The sequence below is a fragment of the Streptomyces solicamelliae genome, from assembly GCF_045348655.1.
Lineage (GTDB): Bacteria > Actinomycetota > Actinomycetes > Streptomycetales > Streptomycetaceae > Streptomyces > Streptomyces solicamelliae.
In genome coordinates this window covers 7,005,944-7,023,770 of sequence record NZ_CP160404.1, presented here as the reverse complement: position 1 = coordinate 7,023,770, position 17,827 = coordinate 7,005,944, and the positions used below count along the sequence as shown (strand labels likewise).

20 protein-coding genes are annotated in these 17,827 nt (G+C 74.1%); 9 read left to right on the top strand and 11 right to left on the bottom strand.

The window, feature by feature from the left end; all coding sequences use genetic code 11:
* Positions 1 to 5: 5 nt before the first annotated feature.
* Both ABZO31_RS32340 and ABZO31_RS32335 read right to left on the bottom strand, forming a co-directional pair.
* Positions 6 to 305, bottom strand: a complete 300-nt coding sequence (locus ABZO31_RS32340; RefSeq protein WP_406864885.1) for a DUF1876 domain-containing protein — start codon at positions 303 to 305, stop codon at positions 6 to 8.
* A gap of 83 nt (positions 306 to 388) precedes the next feature.
* Positions 389 to 1,144 (bottom strand): VOC family protein, encoded by a 756-nt coding sequence (locus ABZO31_RS32335; RefSeq protein ID WP_406864884.1) that lies wholly within the window; start codon positions 1,142 to 1,144, stop codon positions 389 to 391.
* 280 nt (positions 1,145 to 1,424) lie between these two features.
* On the opposite strand from ABZO31_RS32335, the gene ABZO31_RS32330 reads away from it, so the two are divergent.
* Positions 1,425 to 2,009, top strand: a complete 585-nt coding sequence (locus ABZO31_RS32330) for a hypothetical protein (protein WP_406864883.1) — start codon at positions 1,425 to 1,427, stop codon at positions 2,007 to 2,009.
* 3 nt (positions 2,010 to 2,012) lie between these two features.
* On the opposite strand, the gene ABZO31_RS32325 is transcribed toward ABZO31_RS32330, so the two are convergent.
* The 3 genes from ABZO31_RS32325 to ABZO31_RS32315 all read right to left on the bottom strand — a co-directional run bounded on the left by ABZO31_RS32325 (position 2,013) and on the right by ABZO31_RS32315 (position 4,725).
* Positions 2,013 to 3,440, bottom strand: coding sequence for a L,D-transpeptidase (locus ABZO31_RS32325; RefSeq protein ID WP_406865550.1), 1,428 nt, complete (start codon positions 3,438 to 3,440; stop codon positions 2,013 to 2,015).
* Between the two features lie 153 nt (positions 3,441 to 3,593).
* The gene (locus ABZO31_RS32320) at positions 3,594 to 4,082 is read right to left on the bottom strand and encodes an SRPBCC family protein (RefSeq protein WP_406864882.1); all 489 of its coding nucleotides are present in this window, start codon (positions 4,080 to 4,082) and stop codon (positions 3,594 to 3,596) included.
* Positions 4,083 to 4,227: 145 nt separating this feature from the next.
* Positions 4,228 to 4,725, bottom strand: coding sequence for a TetR/AcrR family transcriptional regulator (locus ABZO31_RS32315; protein WP_406865549.1), 498 nt, complete (start codon positions 4,723 to 4,725; stop codon positions 4,228 to 4,230).
* A 161-nt stretch (positions 4,726 to 4,886) separates the two neighbouring features.
* Here ABZO31_RS32315 and ABZO31_RS32310 point away from each other — a divergent pair, with 161 nt between their 5' ends.
* From ABZO31_RS32310 to secD, 7 genes are all read left to right on the top strand, one after another.
* Complete coding sequence (locus ABZO31_RS32310) at positions 4,887 to 6,089, top strand: FAD-dependent monooxygenase (protein ID WP_406864881.1); 1,203 nt, start codon at positions 4,887 to 4,889, stop codon at positions 6,087 to 6,089.
* A gap of 40 nt (positions 6,090 to 6,129) precedes the next feature.
* Positions 6,130 to 6,684 (top strand): PadR family transcriptional regulator, encoded by a 555-nt coding sequence (locus tag ABZO31_RS32305; protein WP_406864880.1) that lies wholly within the window; start codon positions 6,130 to 6,132, stop codon positions 6,682 to 6,684.
* A gap of 159 nt (positions 6,685 to 6,843) precedes the next feature.
* Entirely contained in the window at positions 6,844 to 7,299 is a 456-nt protein-coding gene (locus tag ABZO31_RS32300; RefSeq protein WP_406864879.1) for a peroxiredoxin, read from the top strand.
* A gap of 107 nt (positions 7,300 to 7,406) precedes the next feature.
* Positions 7,407 to 7,850 (top strand): RrF2 family transcriptional regulator, encoded by a 444-nt coding sequence (locus ABZO31_RS32295; protein WP_406864878.1) that lies wholly within the window; start codon positions 7,407 to 7,409, stop codon positions 7,848 to 7,850.
* 109 nt (positions 7,851 to 7,959) lie between these two features.
* Positions 7,960 to 9,141 carry a globin domain-containing protein gene (locus tag ABZO31_RS32290; protein ID WP_406864877.1) on the top strand — a complete coding sequence of 394 codons (1,182 nt, stop codon included), beginning with the start codon at positions 7,960 to 7,962 and terminating at the stop codon, positions 9,139 to 9,141.
* Positions 9,142 to 9,459: 318 nt separating this feature from the next.
* Positions 9,460 to 9,939: a hypothetical protein gene (locus ABZO31_RS32285; protein ID WP_406864876.1), complete on the top strand. Its 480-nt coding sequence runs from the start codon at positions 9,460 to 9,462 to the stop codon at positions 9,937 to 9,939.
* A gap of 62 nt (positions 9,940 to 10,001) precedes the next feature.
* Positions 10,002 to 12,257 carry a protein translocase subunit SecD gene (secD, locus tag ABZO31_RS32280; protein ID WP_406864875.1) on the top strand — a complete coding sequence of 752 codons (2,256 nt, stop codon included), beginning with the start codon at positions 10,002 to 10,004 and terminating at the stop codon, positions 12,255 to 12,257.
* 84 nt (positions 12,258 to 12,341) lie between these two features.
* Here the strand turns inward: secD and ABZO31_RS32275 are convergent, their stop codons facing one another.
* Positions 12,342 to 12,713, bottom strand: a complete 372-nt coding sequence (locus ABZO31_RS32275; RefSeq protein ID WP_406864874.1) for a hypothetical protein — start codon at positions 12,711 to 12,713, stop codon at positions 12,342 to 12,344.
* Positions 12,714 to 12,875: 162 nt separating this feature from the next.
* Between ABZO31_RS32275 and ABZO31_RS32270 the strand changes: the two genes are divergently transcribed.
* The gene (locus ABZO31_RS32270) at positions 12,876 to 13,424 is read left to right on the top strand and encodes a DUF6328 family protein (protein ID WP_406864873.1); all 549 of its coding nucleotides are present in this window, start codon (positions 12,876 to 12,878) and stop codon (positions 13,422 to 13,424) included.
* A gap of 7 nt (positions 13,425 to 13,431) precedes the next feature.
* Here ABZO31_RS32270 and ABZO31_RS32265 read toward each other — a convergent pair whose 3' ends face one another.
* The 5 genes from ABZO31_RS32265 to ABZO31_RS32245 all read right to left on the bottom strand — a co-directional run bounded on the left by ABZO31_RS32265 (position 13,432) and on the right by ABZO31_RS32245 (position 17,812).
* Complete coding sequence (locus ABZO31_RS32265; RefSeq protein WP_406864872.1) at positions 13,432 to 15,000, bottom strand: ATP-dependent DNA ligase; 1,569 nt, start codon at positions 14,998 to 15,000, stop codon at positions 13,432 to 13,434.
* A gap of 18 nt (positions 15,001 to 15,018) precedes the next feature.
* Positions 15,019 to 16,020 carry a DUF6397 family protein gene (locus ABZO31_RS32260; protein ID WP_406864871.1) on the bottom strand — a complete coding sequence of 334 codons (1,002 nt, stop codon included), beginning with the start codon at positions 16,018 to 16,020 and terminating at the stop codon, positions 15,019 to 15,021.
* Between the two features lie 102 nt (positions 16,021 to 16,122).
* Positions 16,123 to 16,536 carry a roadblock/LC7 domain-containing protein gene (locus ABZO31_RS32255; protein ID WP_406864870.1) on the bottom strand — a complete coding sequence of 138 codons (414 nt, stop codon included), beginning with the start codon at positions 16,534 to 16,536 and terminating at the stop codon, positions 16,123 to 16,125.
* Positions 16,537 to 16,791: 255 nt separating this feature from the next.
* Positions 16,792 to 17,415 (bottom strand): GTP-binding protein, encoded by a 624-nt coding sequence (locus ABZO31_RS32250; protein WP_406864869.1) that lies wholly within the window; start codon positions 17,413 to 17,415, stop codon positions 16,792 to 16,794.
* Entirely contained in the window at positions 17,396 to 17,812 is a 417-nt protein-coding gene (locus tag ABZO31_RS32245; protein WP_406864868.1) for a DUF742 domain-containing protein, read from the bottom strand. The genes ABZO31_RS32250 and ABZO31_RS32245 overlap by 20 nt, the downstream gene beginning before the upstream one ends.
* Between the last annotated feature and the right edge of the window lie 15 nt (positions 17,813 to 17,827).

Genomic DNA, 17,827 nt, shown 5'->3' with positions numbered 1-17,827 from the left:
GCGGGTCAGGTGACCGCCTCCGGCCATCCGTAGCCGGGGCCGGTGTGCTGCGGCACGGTGTCCGCGCCGACGGCCTCCATGTCCCGGTTGGCCACGCGCATCAGCTGCGATGCGAGGTCCTTCATGGCGCGGCTGGCCGCCAGTTCGTCGCCGATCGCGGGGACGTCGACGTCCGACGGGTTGCACCGGGCGGTGCCCTTGCCGGTGATCTTCGCCGACCCCATGTCGAGTTCCGCACGGGCCTTCGTGGTGCCCTCGTCCTCGGTCAGGTCCACGCCGACCGTCCAGTGCAGCGTGCGTGTCATGGCCTGCCTCCTTGTCCGCGGGCCGTTCCTGTACTCAGGATCCACCCGCCGGACGGCCCGCGCACCCCGCCGTCGCCCGCCGGTCAGCCGCGGGGCCGGGCGGGCGCCGCGGCACCCGCGGCGCCGATGGTGAACACCCCGCCGTCCGGGTCGCGCAGCGTCGTCCAGCGGCCCGCGGCCTCGCCGGGCGCGCCCTGGACCACGCTGCCGCCGAGCCGGATCGCGGTCTCGGTCGCCACCGCCACGTCGGGCACCCGGAAGTGCACGTGCCACCGCGGCCGCACCTGTGGGTCGGGGGCCTCCTCGACCGCGCCGCCGCTGACCCGGGCGACGGCCATCCCGCCGTGCCGCAGGACCACGTGGTCGCCCTCGTAGGAGACCTGGACGCAGCCGGGACGGCCGCTGGCCCAGTCGAGGACCTCGCCGTAGAAGATCGCCGCGGCGAACGCGTCGCGGGTGCGCAGTTCCAGCCAGGCGGGGCCGCCGTCGCCGGCGTCGGAGCGCCAGTCCGGGATCGCCTTGCCCTCCCAGATGCCGAAGACCGCGCCCTGCGGGTCGGCGGCGAGGGCGGCACGGCCGGTGCCGAAGGACAGCGGGCCGACGGCGACGGTGCCGATCCGCTCGCGGATGCGGGCGGCGGCGACGTCGGCGTCGTCGACGGCGAAGTACGGGGTCCAGGCCACGGGGATGGAGAGGCTGCCGGCCATCGCGCCGATGCCGGCCAGGGGCCGTCCGCCGAGGAACCCCACGGAGAACTCGGGCCCGAGCTCGGACGGCCGGAACCGCCACCCCAGGACCTCGCCGTAGAAACGCTGCGCCGCTTCGAGGTCGCGTGCCATCAGGCTGACCCAGCACGGTGCGCCGAACGCTTCGTGATGTGGTGTCGACACCGCCGCCAAACCTCATCCCTCGCGTATGACCGGACCCTGGAACGCTAACCCGGCGACGGACGCGGCGCAGCCAGGGACGGCTCCGACGGCCGCGCGAGGGGCCGGAGCGGACCCGTTCGGCGGCCCCGGGATGCGCCCCCGGCGGGCCGGGGCTGTCATGGGGCTCGACGCACCGCGGCCCGCCCGGTGCGCCGGACGTGTTCCGCCTCGCCCGGACGGAGGACCGCCCATGACCCGAGCCCCTGCAGTGCGAGTGCTCCTGGTGACGGTCGTGTCGGCGCTGATGGCCTTGTCGGCGGCGTGCGGAGCGGGCGGCGCCGGCGGTGAGGGCCGCAGGGGGCCGGGGTCGGGCGGCCGGCCGGAGCACGGCGCGGACGAGGCCTGGTTCACCACGGTGGGCGTCACCCCCGGGGACCCTGCGGTGCTGCTGCGCGAGCTGCGTGCGGGACGGACGCCGCGGTCGCTTGGCCTGGTGCATTCCGGGGCGGAGGCGGGCGCCTCGTACGCGTACGTCAACTGGGCGTGGACCCTGTGGCCGCCGGGGCTGCGGCCGGTCGGCGTGGCGCTGACGCCGGTCAAGGTGACGGACGGGACGGTGGCCGTCGGTCCGGTGCGGCGGCACGGACGGGTGCCGGAGCTGTCGCTGCGGGTACGGGCCGGGGGCGGCGCGGAGCGTACGGCGACGCTGCGCACGTGGCAGCGGGCCCCGCACACGTTCCCGGCACCGGGGCGGGGGATCACGTACCAGTACGTCGTGGCGGGTGAACCGGAGATGGAGCCGCTGGAAGCCCCGGTCGCGCGCGCCGGTTCGTAGAGGTCAGACCTCGGGCCGCAGAGGCCCGGCCCCGCCCCGGTCGTCGCGGCCGACGGGGGCCTCGAGGGCGCTGCCGCGCCGCCAGGCGGGCCAGGGGACGTTCCAGTCGCCGTAGCCGTTGTCGAAGGGGGTCATCTCCTCGCCCTGTCCGTTGACGACCTGCACGAGGTCGCCCTCGCGGACGTGGGCGTACAGCCAGGCCGCGTCCTCGGTGCTCATGCCGGTGCAGCCGTGGCTGACGTCCGCGCTGCCCTGGGCGTCCACGGACCAGGGCGCGGCGTGCAGGTACTCGCCGCTCCAGGTGACGCGGGTGGCCCAGCGGACCTTGAGGTCGTAGAAGTCCTTGCTCTTCTTGGAGATGCCGATGGTGTCGCCGCGCATACGGACCAGGCGCTCCTTGCCGAGGACGACCTTGATGCCGCCGCGGGTGCGGTAGCCGGCCTTGCCGGTGGTGACGGGGATGGTGCGGACGACGCGGCCGTTGCGGCGGACGCTCATGAGGTGGGTGGCGATGTCGGTGACGGCTTCGATGCGGTCACCGGTGGTGAGGGTGAGCGGCCCGGACGGACCGCCGACGAGCCGGTCGGTGACCTGGACGTCGTCGAGCCCGGAGCGGACCCGGACGGTGGCGTGGGCGGGCCAGTACGTGCGCGGCCGGTAGTGCAGCGTGGTGGGGCCGACCCAGTGCCAGGCGCCGTCCACGCGGGGCTCGGAGCGGACCTCCAGGGCATGTTCGACGATGCGGCGGGCACGCTGGTCGCCGGCGGGCACGGGGTGGCTGAGCTCGGCGGTGAGCGGCTGGCCGACGCCGTAGCGGCCGGAGCCGGGTCCGAAGGCGGCGGTGAGCCGGACGTCGGCGGCGGGGGCCGGGGCGGTGCTGAACTCCAGGCGTGCGACGCGGCGTTCGCGGGCAGCGCCGCCTTCGACGACGAGCCGGGCGGTGAAGCGGCTGCCGGCGGGGACCGGGCCGGTGCTGGTCCACCGGGTGCCGTCGCGGCCGACGGTGCCCGCGACGCGGCGGCCGTACGCGTCGGCGACGCCGACGTCGGCCAGGACGCCGGGCGACTTGAGCGTGAGCTCGACCGGGCCGCCGGACCGGGCATCCAGGACGGGGCCGCGCTCCGCCGCGGCCTGCTCGGCGTGCTCGGCCTGCTCGGCGTGCTCGGCCTGCTCGGCGTGCTCGGGCCGGGCGGTGAGCACCGCTGTGCGGTGCACGGCGGCACGCGCCGCGCAGACCCCGTCGGCGTCGGCGCAGTCGTCCAGTACGGCAGTGGCATCGGTGAGCGTACGGGCCACGGAGACAACGGCCTCCGCGTCGCCCGGGGCGGTCTGCGTCCCGGGTCCGTGGCCCGACGGCTGTCCCGCGCTGGTCAGCAGGACGGCGCCCGCCACGGCCGCCGCGGCTCCCCAGCTCTTCGCGCCCCTGTGCACCGAAGCCAAGGCGGCCCTCCCCGTGTCGTCCGTGTGGTCTCCGAGCATCAAAACGAACACCGTCGGAAAAGATGATCAATGGGCCGGGCGTGGCGTGCGTCCGACCCTGGAGACGACTCGAACGGACCAACGTCCAGGGGCGGGGCCCGCGTGTCAGCGTGCGGGCTCCGGCAGCGGTTCACCGGTCTCGAGGAGGGTCTTGAGGCTGGAGAGCAGCACCGGCCATCCCTCGCCGATGAGCCCGCGGATGGTGCCTCCGGCCTCCAGGTCGTCGTGCACGACCGTCAGCTTGACGATGTCGCCGGAGGGCTCGATCTCGTACGTCACCTTCGAGCGCCGTTCGGCGGCGAGCCTGGCCAGCACGTCGTCGCCGATGCCCGCCATCCGGGCCCAGTCCGCGGTGAACGTGTGCCAGGTGTACGAGAGCCGCCGGCCGGGCTCCGCCTCGAGCACGACCTGTTCCGGGTCCGCGGTCTTCCTGCCGTCCTCGTCCCACACCATCGTCGCCCCGGGGACCCACTCCGCCTCGAAGGCCACACCCCAGTACTGCCGGGTGAGCTCCGGGTCGGTCAGCGCCTTCCAGAGCTCGTCGGGCGTGGTGAGGATGTACGTCGTGTAGACGAACGCGTTGCTGTCATCCATCGGAGTCTGCTCCCATGCGGTGTACTGATCCTTCAGCCACTCGTTCGTACGACCGCGAGGCGAGCGGCCGCGGTCCGACACGCCGCGGGGGTCACCCGCCTCGCCCAGTGGTCCCGGACCTCCTGCGGTCCGCTCCACGTCGCGGCTACCGTCGCAGCGCGGCGACGACCAGACCCTCGATAGCGTCCTCGGAGACCGGTCCGCCGGACACCACGCGGTCGAGCACGAGCCCGTCGACGCAGGCGAGCAGCGTCAGCGTGCGCGCCTCGGGGTCGCGCACGCCCCGGTCCTCGAGGAAGCGGCGCACGGCGTCGCGGCCCGGGTTCTCGCGGGGCACGAGGATCTCCCGCAGTTCCGGGTCCCGGACGCTCTCGACCGTGCAGGCGTGCCGGGCGAGGGTGCGACGGCGGCCCTCCCCGGTCAGCCGGGCCTCGACGAGCGCCGCGATCCCGCGTACCAGTTCGGCGGCGTCGCGCGGCACTCCGGCCCGCTCCCCCGCCGCCCCGAGCTCGGCCTGGTCGAGGTCGACGAGCCGGCGCACGAGCGCCGTGAGCAGGGCGGAACGGGTGCGGAAGTACGCGGAGGTGGTCCCGGCCGGAAGGCCGGCGGCGGCGTCGACGGCGCGGTGGGTCAGCCCTCGCATGCCGGCGTCGGCGAGGACGCCGAGGGCCGCGTCGGCGAGCAGGGTGCGGCGGTCGGGACGGCTCGGGCGGTCGGCCGGGGCGGGGTCGGTGGTCACCACCCCTTTCTACACCTGTAGAGTCTTTCTACAGGTGTAGAAAGACTCCAGGAGGGGGACGCAGCATGGGCAGGACCGCGATCGTCGTCGGCGGAGGGATCGGCGGTCTTGCCGCCGCGATCGGGCTGCGACGCATCGGCTGGGACGTCACCGTCGTCGAGCGGACGCGTGTCCTCGACGACGCCGGGGCCGGGATCTCCCTGGCCGCGAACGGGATCCGCGCCCTCGACGCCCTCGGCGCGGGTGCCGCCGTGCGGGCCGCGGCGCGCGGCCAGTACTCCGGGGGCACCCGTACGCCCCGCGGGTCCTGGCTCGCCCGAATGGACGGCGCCACCCTCGAACGCGCCCTCGGCACGCCCGTCGTCGGCATCCCCCGCACCACACTCCACACCCTGCTGCGCGCCGAGCTCCCGCCGGAGTGCCTGATCACCGGCGCACGCATGACCGAGCTCGACCGCTCCGCGCCCGACCGGGTACGGGTGGAGTACGTGCACGACGACGAAAGGCGCGCGGAGGCGGAGGTGGCCCTGGTCGTCGGGGCGGACGGAATCGGAAGCCGGACCCGCGCCCTGCTGTTTCCCGATCACCCCGGCCCGGCACACAGCGGCTCCACCGTGCTGCGCGCCCTGACGCGGGGACCGGCTGCGGTGGACTGCGACTTCGCGCTCACCTGGGGCCGGGGCGCGGAGTTCGGCCACATCGCCCTCGCCGACGGCCGGGCGGAGTGGCACGCGGTCGTCAACGCGCCCGCCGGGGTGCGGTATCCGGACCCGCTCGCCGAGCTGCGCCGCCGGTTCGCCGGGTGGCACGAGCCGATCCCGGCGCTGCTGGCCGCGACCGACCCGGAGGCCGTACTCCACCACGACATCGGCGAACTGACCGATCCGCTGCCCTCGTTCGCCGCCGGTCGGGTCGCGCTGCTCGGCGACGCCGCCCACGCCATGACCCCGCACCTCGGGCAGGGTGCGTGCCAGGCCCTGGAGGACGCGGTGGTCCTGGCGGCCTCGGTCGCCGAGGGGCCGGACGTGCGAGGTGCGCTGGCCCGGTACGACGCCGAGCGCCGCCCCCGCACCCAGAGCGTGGCGCGGGCCGCCCGCCAGGCCGGCCGCATGGGCCAGCAGCTCACGCACCCGGCGGCCGTCGCGCTGCGGAACACGGCCCTGCGGGTGGCCCCTTCGGGCACGGCGGTCCGGATGATCCTCCGCCACGCCGCCTGGACGCCGCCTCGACTGCCCGAGACCCCCAGGGAACCCAGGAGCATCGATTAGGTGCGAAGTCGATTAATCGCGAAAGTGCTAACGTGACCGGATGTCTCTCAAGCACGCGGTGCTCGCGGCCCTCCTGGAGGGCGAGTCCTCCGGTTACGACCTGGCCAAGAGCTTCGATGTGTCCGTGGCCAACTTCTGGGCGGCGACGCCGCAGCAGCTGTACCGGGAGCTGGAGCGGCTCGCCGAGGCCGGTCTCGTGGCGGCGCGTCTGGTGCAGCAGGAGCGGCGGCCGAACAAGCGGCTGTTCCGCCTGACGGACGCGGGGCGGGCGGAGCTGCACGCGTACACGACCGCCGAGCCGCGCCCGACGGCGATCCGGGACGAGCTGATGGTGCAGGTCCAGGCGGTGGACGTGGGCGACGCACAGGCCGTGCGCACCAGCGTCGAGAAGCATCTGGAGCGGACACGCCAACGGCTGGCCCTTTTCGACCGGCTCCGGGCGAACCTGCTGGCCGGCCGCGACGAGGCCGCGTACCTGCGGGAGGCCGAGCGGGTCGGCCCGTATCTGACGCTGATGCGGGGCCGTTCCTTCGAGCAGGAGAACCTGCGCTGGGGCGAGCAGGTGCTGGCGATCCTCGCCGCGCGGGAAGCGTGACGGTCACGCCACGGCGCGCATGAGCGGCAGAGCGCCGGGGCGTCCGGCGTGTGAGGAGTGTGCAGGGGCACGGCCCGCCGTCGCCCTCACCACATACCGTCCGGTAGGGTCGCGGCGTTCCGCAGGGAGCGGGGCATTCCGGGAAGGGGCGGAAGCCTGATGAAGATCGGTGACGTCGTCGAGGACTTCAGCCTGCCCGACGAGACCGGCACGGTACGGACCCTCAGCGAACTGCTGCAGGACGGACCGGTCGTGCTGTTCTTCTACCCGGCGGCGATGACCCCGGGCTGCACCGCCGAGGCCTGCCACTTCCGCGATCTGGCGGCCGAGTTCAAGGCCGCGGGCGCGCAGCCGGTGGGCGTCAGCAGCGACCCGGTGGACCGCCAGCAGGAGTTCGCGGACCGGCACAGCCTCGGCTACCCGCTCCTGTCCGACCCCGAGGGCACGGTCCGCGGCCGGTTCGGCGTGCAGCGCGGCTTCTCCATCGCCCCGACGAAGCGGGCCACCTTCGTGATCGACCAGGACCGGACGGTCCTGGAGATCGTCCGCAGCGAGTTCCGGATGAGCGCCCACGCCGACCGGGCACTGGCGGCGCTGCGCACCCGCACGAGCTGAGCCGAGCACGCCCGTCACGGAGATGAGCCGAGCGCCCCTCTCGCGGCGGGACGTCGAGCACACCCCCTAAATACGTATCCCAGATGCGTGTTTGATACGGTCATCTCGTGCGGTTGACGAAGTTCACCGACCTGGCGCTGCGTGCCGTCATGCGCCTGGCGGTCTCCGGGCAGGACGACTCGGCCACCACTCGCGAGGTGGCCGAGACCATGGACGTGCCGTACGCGCACATGGCCAAGGTCGTCACCCGGCTCCAGCACCTCGGCGTCGTGGAGGCACGGCGTGGACGCAAGGGCGGGCTGACCCTGACCGAGACGGGACGGCGGGCCTCGGTCGGCTGGCTGGTGCGCTCCCTGGAGGGCGAGGAGGAGGTCGTCGCCTGCGAGGGCGATCCCCCCTGCCCGCTGCGCGCAGCATGCCGGCTGCGCGGGGCGCTCCGGTCCGCCCAGGAGGCGTTCTACCGCACACTCGATCCGCTCACCGTCGCGGATCTGGTCGAGTCCCCGACCGGTCCCGTGCTGCTCACCCTGTCCGGTCGCCGTCCGGACTGACCCTCGCCCCACCACCCCCTCCGCTCACCCCGCAACTCCTGCCACCCCATCGAGCCGTGCTCCCGCACGCCCGAAAATACGTAGATCATCTACCAGAATTGGAGTCACGATGCTCTCCGAGCAGGCCACCCCGGTCGTCCGCGCCACGCTCCCCGTGGTGGGAGCCTCCCTCGAACAGATCACGGACCGGTTCTACGCCGGGCTGTTCGACGCCCACCCCGAGCTCCTGCGCGACATGTTCAACCGCGGCAACCAGGCCACCGGCGACCAGCGCCGCGCCCTCGCCGGCTCGATCGCGGCGTTCGCCGGGGCGCTCCTGGAACACCCGGGGACCCGCCCGGACGTCATGCTCGGCCGGATCGCGCACAAGCACGCCTCGCTGGGAGTGACCTCCGAGCAGTACAAGATCGTGCACCAGCACCTGTTCGCCGCGATCGTGGACGTGCTCGGCGAGGCCGTCACTCCCGAGGTCGCGGCGGCGTGGGACGAGGTGTACTGGCTGATGGCCAACGCGCTGATCGCCCTGGAGGCGGGCCTGTACGCGCAGGCGGGCGTCGCGGAGGGCGAGGTCGGGCTGCCGATGGAGATCGTCGAGCGCCACGAGGAGACCCCGGACACCGTCTCGTTCCTGCTGCGCCGAGCCGACGGCCGCCCCGTCGAAGCGTTCCGCCCGGGCCAGTACGTCAGCGTGCAGGTCGAACTCCCGGACGGGGCCCGGCAGATACGCCAGTACAGCCTGTCCTCGGCCCCCGGCCGACCGCTCTGGCGGATCACGGTCAAGCGGATCGACGGCGACCCGGGCGGCGAGGTGTCGTCCTGGCTGCACGCCCACGGTGCGCCCGGTGACGTCCTGTCGGTCTCACTCCCGTTCGGCGACCTGGTCCTGCCCGAGGGCGACGCACCGATCCTGCTCGCCTCCGCGGGCATCGGCAGCACGCCGATGCTGGCCATGCTCGACCACCTGGTCCGGACCGGCTCCACCCGCCCGGTCACCGTGGTGCACGCCGACCGCTCCCCCGCCACGCACGCGCACCGGGAGGAACTGCTCAGCCTGGTCGACGCCCTGCCGGACGCCCGACTGCACCTCTGGTACGAGGAGCCGGGCGACTCCGGCGCCCGCCAGGGCCGCGCCGAGGTCGCCCTGCTCGACCTGCCGGCGGGCACCACCGCGTACCTCTGCGGGCCGCTCCCGTTCATGCGGGCCGTACGGGGCGATCTGCTGGGCCGGGGCATCGCGGCCGCCGACGTCCACTACGAGGTGTTCGGCCCGGACCTCTGGCTCGGCGCCTGACGGGACCGCCGCCCTGGCGGTGGCGAGGTACGGCATCGCCCCGGGGGTACGACAGAGCCCCGGCTGGACGGGGGATTCCAGCCGGGGCCGTTGTCGTGGCCGGAGCGTGGCCTCACCCGGGGGGAAGGGGTGGGCACGCCGTGTTTTCACGGCCACATCTGAATGAACGATAAACCACGCGCCGGTGTTCCGGACTTCTCCCCCTCTTCGGTGTGAGTCACCTCACGACCGGGCATTTCTGGCACCCGTCGGGAACGGACGGGGTGAACCGTGGAGATGATCTAGGCTGAGCCCTTCGGACGAGGGGGGTGGGGTCGGATGCGCGGACGGTCGTCGCGTCTCGCGGCATCGGCTGCCCTGACCTTCGCGGCCTCGGCACTCTGGTCGCTGCTCCTGCTCCTGGCGGGCGGGGGTACGGCGTCGGCGGCACCGGCCGCCCCGCCGGTGACCGCGTCCGGCTCCCCGTCCGTCCCGGTGTCCGTCGTGGGCCCCGCGATCGCGTCCGTTCCGGCTCGCACGGCGACTGCCGGGTCGGCCGCCACCCCCGCCACGCAGGCGACCCGCACGGTGCGGGCCGAGCAGGGCGGGCGGCACGTGGCCGGCCAGGAAGTGTCTGCGGCCGTGCACGCGGCGCAGCCGCCGCTGCCGCCGCCTCCGACCGCCGGGGCCGTGGCCACCTCGTATCGCGCGCCGGTCGTGCCGGGGCCGCTCGCCGAGGTCCGGCGCGAGCGGGCACCGCCCGCCACCCCCTACTCGCCGCGGCTCAGCCGTGGCCCGCCCTCCCCGCGGAGCAGTTGAGGTCCCGCGGCGCTGCGGCCTGCCCGTAGCCCGCTCCACCCAGACTCTTCCGTGGAGCATCCTTGTCCTCACGTCATTGGCGTGCGCTCGTCGCGCTCGCCGTCGTCGCCCTGTCCGTCTTCTTCGCCCTGACCTCCTCGCCCCGGCTCGGCCTCGATCTGCGGGGCGGCACCCGGATCGTCCTGGAGACCCGGGACTCGCCCACCGTCGTCGCCGACGCGGCCGCCACCCAGCGGACGCTCGAAGTCCTGCGGCAGCGGGTGGACGCGCTCGGGGTCGCCGAGCCGTCGCTCTCCCGGTCCGGGGAACGGCGGATCGTGGTCGAACTGCCCGGCGTCCGCGATCCGCGCGAGGCCGCCGACGCCCTCGGCCGGCCCGCCCAGCTCGCCTTCCGCCCGGTGACCGGCGAGAGCGCCACCGGGTCCGCGACCGCGCTCGCGGACCCCGACGTCCCGGGCCGCTTCCTCCGGCTGGGGCCGGCCTCGCTGACGGGTGACGGGGTGAAGAGCGCGCGAGCCGTCATCGACCCGCAGACCGGCGGGCGGTGGAGCGTCGACCTCGCCTTCCACGGCGAGGCCGGCAAGGAGTGGGCGCGGCTGACCGGCAAGGCCGCCTGCGCCGCGCCCGGCGATCCCGCCCGGCGGGTCGCGGTGGTCCTGGACGGACGGATCGTCTCCGCGCCCGGCATGCAGCAGTCGGTGGTCTGCGGGGCGGGCATCGCGGGCGGTTCCGCGACGATCACCGGCGGCTTCGACGCCGCCGAGGCCAGGGAACTGGCCGCGCTGATCGAGGGCGGAGCCCTGCCGCTGCCGGTGACGCCCGTCGAGCAGAGCACCGTCGGCCCGACGCTCGGCGCGGAGGCCGTACGGGCGAGCGCCCAGGCCGCACTGATCGGCCTGGCGTGCACGGCGCTGTTCGTGGTGCTGGTGTACCGGCTGCTCGGCGCGCTCGCGACCTGCGCGCTCGCGCTGTACGGGCTGATCTCGTACGCGGCGGTCGTCGCCCTCGGTGCGACGCTGACGCTGCCCGGCCTCGCCGGTTTCGTGCTCGCCGTGGGCATGGCGGTGGACGCCAATGTGCTGGTCTTCGAGCGGGCCCGGGAGGAGTACGCGCTGCGGCGTGTGCCGGACGCGGACCGGGCGCTGCGGACCGGATTCGCCAAGGCGTGGAACGCGGTCGTGGACTCGAACGTGACGACTCTCCTCGCCGCCGGCCTTCTGTTCGTCTTCGCGACCGGGCCGGTGAAGGGCTTCGGCGTGACGCTGGCGATCGGCGTGCTGGCCTCGATGGTGTCCGCGCTGGTCATCACCCGGGTCCTGGCCGACTGGGCGGTGCGGACCCGGTTCGTACGGCGGCGGCCGGGGCTCACCGGCATCGCCTCGACCGGCCGGGTGCGGGACTGGCTGGAACGCCGCCGGCCCCGGCTGATGCACCGGCGACGGCTGTGGCTGGGCTCGTGCGCCGGTCTGCTGCTGGTCGCGGTGGCCGGGATCGGAGTACGGGGCCTCGACTTCGGGGTGGAGTTCACGGGCGGGCGGCTGGTGGAGTACGCGACGAGCCGGCCCGTCGACGCGGACTCCGCCCGTGCCGCGGTGGCGGACGCGGGCTTCCCGGAGGCCGTGGTGCAGTCCTCGGGCGGCGACGGCATCACCGTACGGACCGGGGAACTCGACAACGACGAGCAGGAGCGCATCCGCACGGCGCTCTCGGCGTCCGGCGGCACGGTCACCGTCGAGCGGGACGAGGCGGTCGGCCCGAGCCTGGGCGACGAACTGCGCGACAAGGCCCTGATCGCGCTGGGCGTGGCGGTCGCGGCCCAACTGGTCTATCTGAGTCTGCGGTTCCGCTGGACGATGGCGACGGCGGCGGTCGCCGCCATGGTGCAGGACGTCCTCCTCGTCGTCGGGCTCTTCGCCTGGCTGGGCCGGCCGGTCGACAGCGTCTTCCTCGCGGCGCTGCTGACGGTGGTGGGGTACTCGGTGAACGACACCGTCGTCGTGCTCGACCGGCTCCGCGAACTGCGCCGCGCCCACCCGAAGGGGACCTGGCCGGACCTCGCCGACCGGGCGGTGCTGCAGACGGTGCCGCGCACGGTGAACACCGGCATGGGCGCGATCTTCGTCCTGGTCGCCCTCGCGGCGCTCGGCGGCGACTCGCTGACCGACTTCTCGGTGGCCCTGCTCGCCGGTGTGGTCGCCGGTGTCGGCTCCACGGTGTTCACCGCGATGCCTCTCGCGGTGATCCTGGAGACCCGCCGCCCGGCCCCGCACCGCCCGGCCCGCCGCCCCGCCCGCACGGGCACGGGCGCGGTGGTCTGACCGACGTCGGGCACGGCCACGGGTCGACGGTTCCCCGATGCCCTCGGGGCGGAGCTGTGAACCGCCCCGGGGCGCCTCGGACGGTCACCGGGTGGCGAGCAGGAGACGGGCCTCGGTCTCCTGGTCCCCCGAGACCGACTCCAGCGACCGGACGTCGAAGGACTGCGCCAGCACTTTCTCTATCTCGTCGACCGCGTGGTACCCGCCGGTGAGCAGCACGGGCACCTCCCCGGTCAGATGGCTCGGGCGGGCCGTCGCGCCCCGCGCGGCCGCCGTGTCGAAGGTGGCCATCCACACGGTCGGCGCCGGGACCTGCGGCACCCGCTCCGCCGTCGGCGCGTCCTCGATCGCGTAGACCCGGTCCAGGGCCTCGAACACCGCCCTGGCGTCCTCGCCGGAGCAGCTCAGCTGCACGGTGACATCGGTGTCGATGTGTCGGTCGTCCACGTCGCTCATCTCCTCCCGGCCCCCTCCGGCGTCACCCTCAAGCATCACCCCGCCCCCGCCACTCCGCGAGCCCTCACCCGCCCGGCCCAGCAACCGCGGTCGCCCGCGCCCGCTCCGGGTAGGCCTCAGGGAGGGGCGGACCGGCGAGGCCGCCGACACCGAGGAGGGCGCATGTCAGGGCAGGAGCGAGAGGGCGCCGACAGCGGCGACCGTCGGTCCGATACGGGCGAGCACGACCCGGACGACCTGTACCACGGCCGGCACGAGACGCCCAACGAACGGGCGGACCGTCGCTGGAACGAGCTGATGCAGGAGATCCGCGTCGCCCAGACCGGTGTGCAGGTCCTGCTCGGCTTCCTGCTCACCGTCGTGTTCGCGCCCCGCTTCGTCGAACTGAGCTCCGGCGACCGCGCGCTCTACGTCGCGACCGTGGCCCTCGGGTCCGCCGCCACCGGCGCGCTGATCGGCCCGGTGTCGTTCCACCGGATCGTCGCCGGCCGGCGCATCAAGCCGCAGGCGGTGCGCTGGACCTCCCGGCTGATCGCCGTGGGGCTCGCGCTGCTGCTCGCCACCCTCGGCACGGCCCTGCTGCTGGTCCTCCGCTTCGCGACGGGCGCCCCGTACGTGCCGTGGCTGGTGGGGGGTCTGGTCGTCTGGTACCTCCTCTGCTGGTACGTCCTTCCGGTCTGGGTCCGCCGCCGCTACACCAGCAACGACTGAGCCGGGTTCAGCCGGCGTCCGGGGCGTCGGCGGGGCCGCCGCCGGTGAGCCGCTCGACGGTGTCGGCCTCGTCGGCCCGCTTGTCCGGCCGGTACCGGACGACCCGGGCGAACCGGAGTGTGACCCCGGCCGGATAGCGCGTCGACCGCTGGACGCCGTCGTACGCGATCTCCACGACGAGCTCCGGCCGCACCCGGACGGTGAACCCGTCGTCCTCGACGGCCAGTTCCCGCAGCTGCTCCGTCTGCCGGCGCAGCGTCTCGTCGGTCAGGCCCTTGAAGGTCTTGCCCAGCATCACGAACCCGCCGTCGGCGGTCCGGGCGCCGAGGTGCAGGTTGGAGAGCAGGCCGGTGCGGCGGCCGTGCCCCCACTCGGCGGCGAGAACCACGAGGTCGAGCGTGTGGACGGGTTTGACCTTCAGCCAGGTACGGCCCCGGCGGCCCGCGACGTACGGCGCGTCCAGCGCCTTCACGAGCACGCCTTCGTGGCCCCGGCGCAGCGTCTCGGTGAAGAACTCCTCGGCTGCCTCCTTCTGTTCGGTGGACGTGGTGTCGTCGACGACGGTCCGGCGCACCCGCAGATGCTCCGGCAGCAGTCGGGCGAGCGCCGCGTGCCTGCGCTCCCCCGGCTCGTCGATCAGGGTCTGTCCTCCGACGGCGAGGACGTCGAAGAAGACCGGTGACAGCGGCCGGGCAGCGCGGGCGGTGTCGACGTCGACGCGGGACCCGACCCGGGCGGCGGTGTCCTGGAAGGCCAGCGGCCGGCCTTCCTCGCCGAGGGCGAGCAACTCCCCGTCGAGGACGAACGACTCCGCCGCGAGGCCCCGCGCCACCGTCACCACCTCCGGGAGCCGCCCGGTGATGTCGTCCAGCGACCGTGTGTAGACCCGGACGTCGTCGCCGAGCCGGTGCACCTGGATGCGGATGCCGTCGAGCTTCTCCTCCACGGCGCAGCGTCCGACCGCCTCGACCGCCTCGCCGACCGATCCCGCCGTGTGGGCCAGCATCGGCTGCACGGGCCGGCCGACCCGCAGCGAGAACGCCTCCAGCGCGGCAGCCCCCTCGGCGAGCACCGCCCGGGCGACCCTCGGCAGCGAACCCTCCAGCATCACCGCCCGGCGCAACCGGTCCGCGGGCACTCCGGCCGCCCGCGCGACGCCCTCCAGGGCGATCGCGTCGAGCGCGCCCTGCCGAACCTCCCCTCCGAGCAGCCGGAGCAGGAACTCCTGCTCCCCCGGTGTCGCCGCCGCGATCAGTTCCCGGACCCGCCGGAGCCGCTCGGCCTGCGCCCCCGCACCCGACACGGCCGCCAGCCCCGTCATCGCGGCGTCCGTCTCGGCCAGCGTCAGCGCCGGCCGCTCGGCCGGTTCGACCTGCGGCGGAACCACGTGCTTCAGAACGCTCCACCCCACGCCGATCCGGCCCTGCGGCAGGCTTCCGGAGAGATAGGCGATGACCAGCGGACTCTCCTCAGGCTCCGCCTCGGCGAACAGCCCGGCCAGCGCGGCGATCTTCTCGGACCGCGCAGAGGTGGCGGCAACCTGACGGGAGACGTCCGCGAGACGCACCAGCAGCATGCGCCCATGGTCCCCGCCTCAGCCCGCCCCCGCACGCGCGGGGCGACCGGCCTCATCCGCGTGACCTTCCGGCCGCGAGCCGCGTCGTAGCCCGAGCCGGGTCAGCAGGCTCCGCGAACTTGTCGGCGGCCGCACCGACTCCCGCGCGCGCCCACCTGCCCCCGGTCGCACCCCGGCGGTGGGTCCCGGCGTGTGCGGTCGGGGCGGCCGGGCAGCCGGCCGCGGTGCCTCCTGCAGTCGGCGCGCCTCCCCCAGGGCCATCGTGAGGCTCGTCCGATGCCACAGGATCTCGTCCGGGTCGTCGGCCACCATCAGCCGGTCGGCGATCTCCCGGGCCGACGCGCCCTCCGGCAGCCCGGCCGGCAGCGCCGGCCTGAGCCGCAACAGGAACGACCGCTCGTGGGGATCCCCGACGACCTCGGCGAGCTGCACCGGATCGAGCAGGTAGGCGATGGCCGCCGCCCGTTCCCAGGGGTCGTCCGTGGCCCGCAGCAGCAGCCCCAGCCTCCTGGCCCGCCAGTTCCGTGGTCGCCGGTCCTCGCCCGCGGCCCGCCGGTCGCGGGCCTCCCGTCCCATCCGGGCCTTCAGCAGCCCCGGATGGTCCTCGGCGAACGACCGGAGTTCGCCCGCGAGATAGAGCCAGACGACAGTGTTGTAGCGGTTGAGGTAGAACCGCACCGGCCTGACATGCCCGGTCCGCGCCAGCCAGGTGAGGCGCTCGGACGAGACGGACAGTAACTCCGCCGCCTCCGCCGTGCCCACCGCGCGCACGCGCTCGCGCAGTCCGTCCGGGAAGTCCGGGGCCGCGCGCAGCCGCTCGATCTCGCCGGTCTCCACCCGGATCCTCGGTCCGGTCCCGGGCAGGGTGCGCACGAGCCCCATCTGCACGGCGAGCGCGAACTCGTCCCACTTCAATGCCAGTTGTTGCGCCGCCGGTCCCGGCGACAGCGCTGTGGCGCCCGCCTCCGCGCTCCGCACGTCCCCCTGCGTGCCGGTCTTCGTGCCTTCGGTCGTGTTCATCACGATCCTCCCCCGCGAGCGTCGATTACTCTCAGTGAGAATCGTAGCGCAGAGTGACCGAACCCGCCGAGCCCTGTGGACAACTCGGCGCGCACGACCGGATCAGAGCTCGACGACCCCTGCCCCGTCCGGCTGTCGCGCCGCCACCCCGAGGTGCTCGCCGACCCGGTTGACCAGCAGCGTCATCTCGTACGCGACCTGGCCGACATCGGCCTCCGCCGCGCTCAGCACACACAGACAGCTGCCCTCGCCGGCCGCCGTCACGAACAGCATCGCGTCGTCGAACTCCACCATCGTCTGGCGCGCCCTGCCCGCCCTGAAATGCCGGCCGGAACCCCGCGCCAGACTGTGCAGCCCGGACGACACCGCCGCGAGGTGCTCGGCGTCCTCCCGCTCCAGTCCCGCGCTCGCCCCCGTGACCAGCCCGTCGTTCGACAGCACCAGCGCGTGCCGGATGTACTCCACCCGTCGCGTCAGGTCGTCGAGGAGCCAGTCGAGTCCCTTGTCCAGCGCCATTCTCGGTCCTCCCCGTTGGTGCGGCCCCCTGTCACGGGCTCCGCGTGTCCCGCGTAAGCCTTACGCACAGTCGTGAACTGGGCAAGCATCACGGATGGTTCCCGACAGGACTCCAACAGCCCGAAGGCGCCCGCAGACGGCCCAGGTCGGCCACCCGACGGCGCCCGCAGGCCACCCACCGGAGCGCGCACACCACCCGACGGCTCGCGGACACCACCCGACGGCTCGCGGACACCATCCGACGGCGCGCGGACGCTACCCGACCGAGTCCAGCAGTCGCGCCGTGTGCATCCGGCCCGCGTACTCCACCAGCCGGATCAGGACCTCCTTGCCCGAGTCGCGGTCCCGCGCGTCGCACAGGACCACCGGCGTCCCCCGGTCCAGGTCGAGTGCCTGCGACACCTCGTGCGCCCCGTAGTTCCGCGCGCCGGCGAAGCAGTTCACGGCCACCACGAACGGGATCCGCCGGTGCTCGAAGTAGTCCACCGCCGGGAAACAGTCCTCGAGGCGTCGAGTGTCGGCGAGCACGACCGCCCCCAGCGCGCCCTGTGACAGCTCGTCCCACAGGAACCAGAACCGGTCCTGCCCCGGGGTGCCGAACAGGTACAGGGACAGCCCCGAGCGGATCGTGATCCGGCCGAAGTCCATCGCCACCGTCGTCGTGGTCTTCTGCGCGACCCCACCGGTGTCGTCGACCGACTCCCCGACCTGGCTGAGCTGTTCCTCGGTGCGCAGCGGGCGTATCTCGCTGACCGCGCCGACCAGGGTGGTCTTGCCGACGCCGAACCCGCCGGCGACGAGGATCTTCAGGGCGAGGGGCGCGGTGTCCGCTCCTTCGCCGTTGCCGTCGAAGCTGCTGTCAGAGCGCTCGGAGGCCATCGATCACTTCTTTCAGGATCCGCTCGTCGGGGAGCTGTGCGGGTGGAACGGGCCGGCTGACCTTCACGAAGCCGGATTCGAGCAGGTCGCCGAGGAGCACCCGGACCACGCCGACCGGCAGGTCGGCGTCCGCGGCGAGTTCGGCCACGGACTGCGTCTCGGCCCGGCACAGGGCGAGCAGTGCCCGGTGCTCGGGCCCGAGCAGCGACTCCTCTGCCGCGCCCGGCGGGTCGTCGTCCACGACGACGAGCGCGATGAGATCGAACCGCACGTTGCTCGGTCCTGGCTTGGTCCGGCCGCCGGTCATCGCGTACGGGCGGACCAGGGGGCCGGCCTCGGCGTCGTACCACCGGCCGCCCAGGGGTCCTTCGTGCGCGCCGGTGCTGTCGTGGTTCACGGGTGTCTCCGGGGA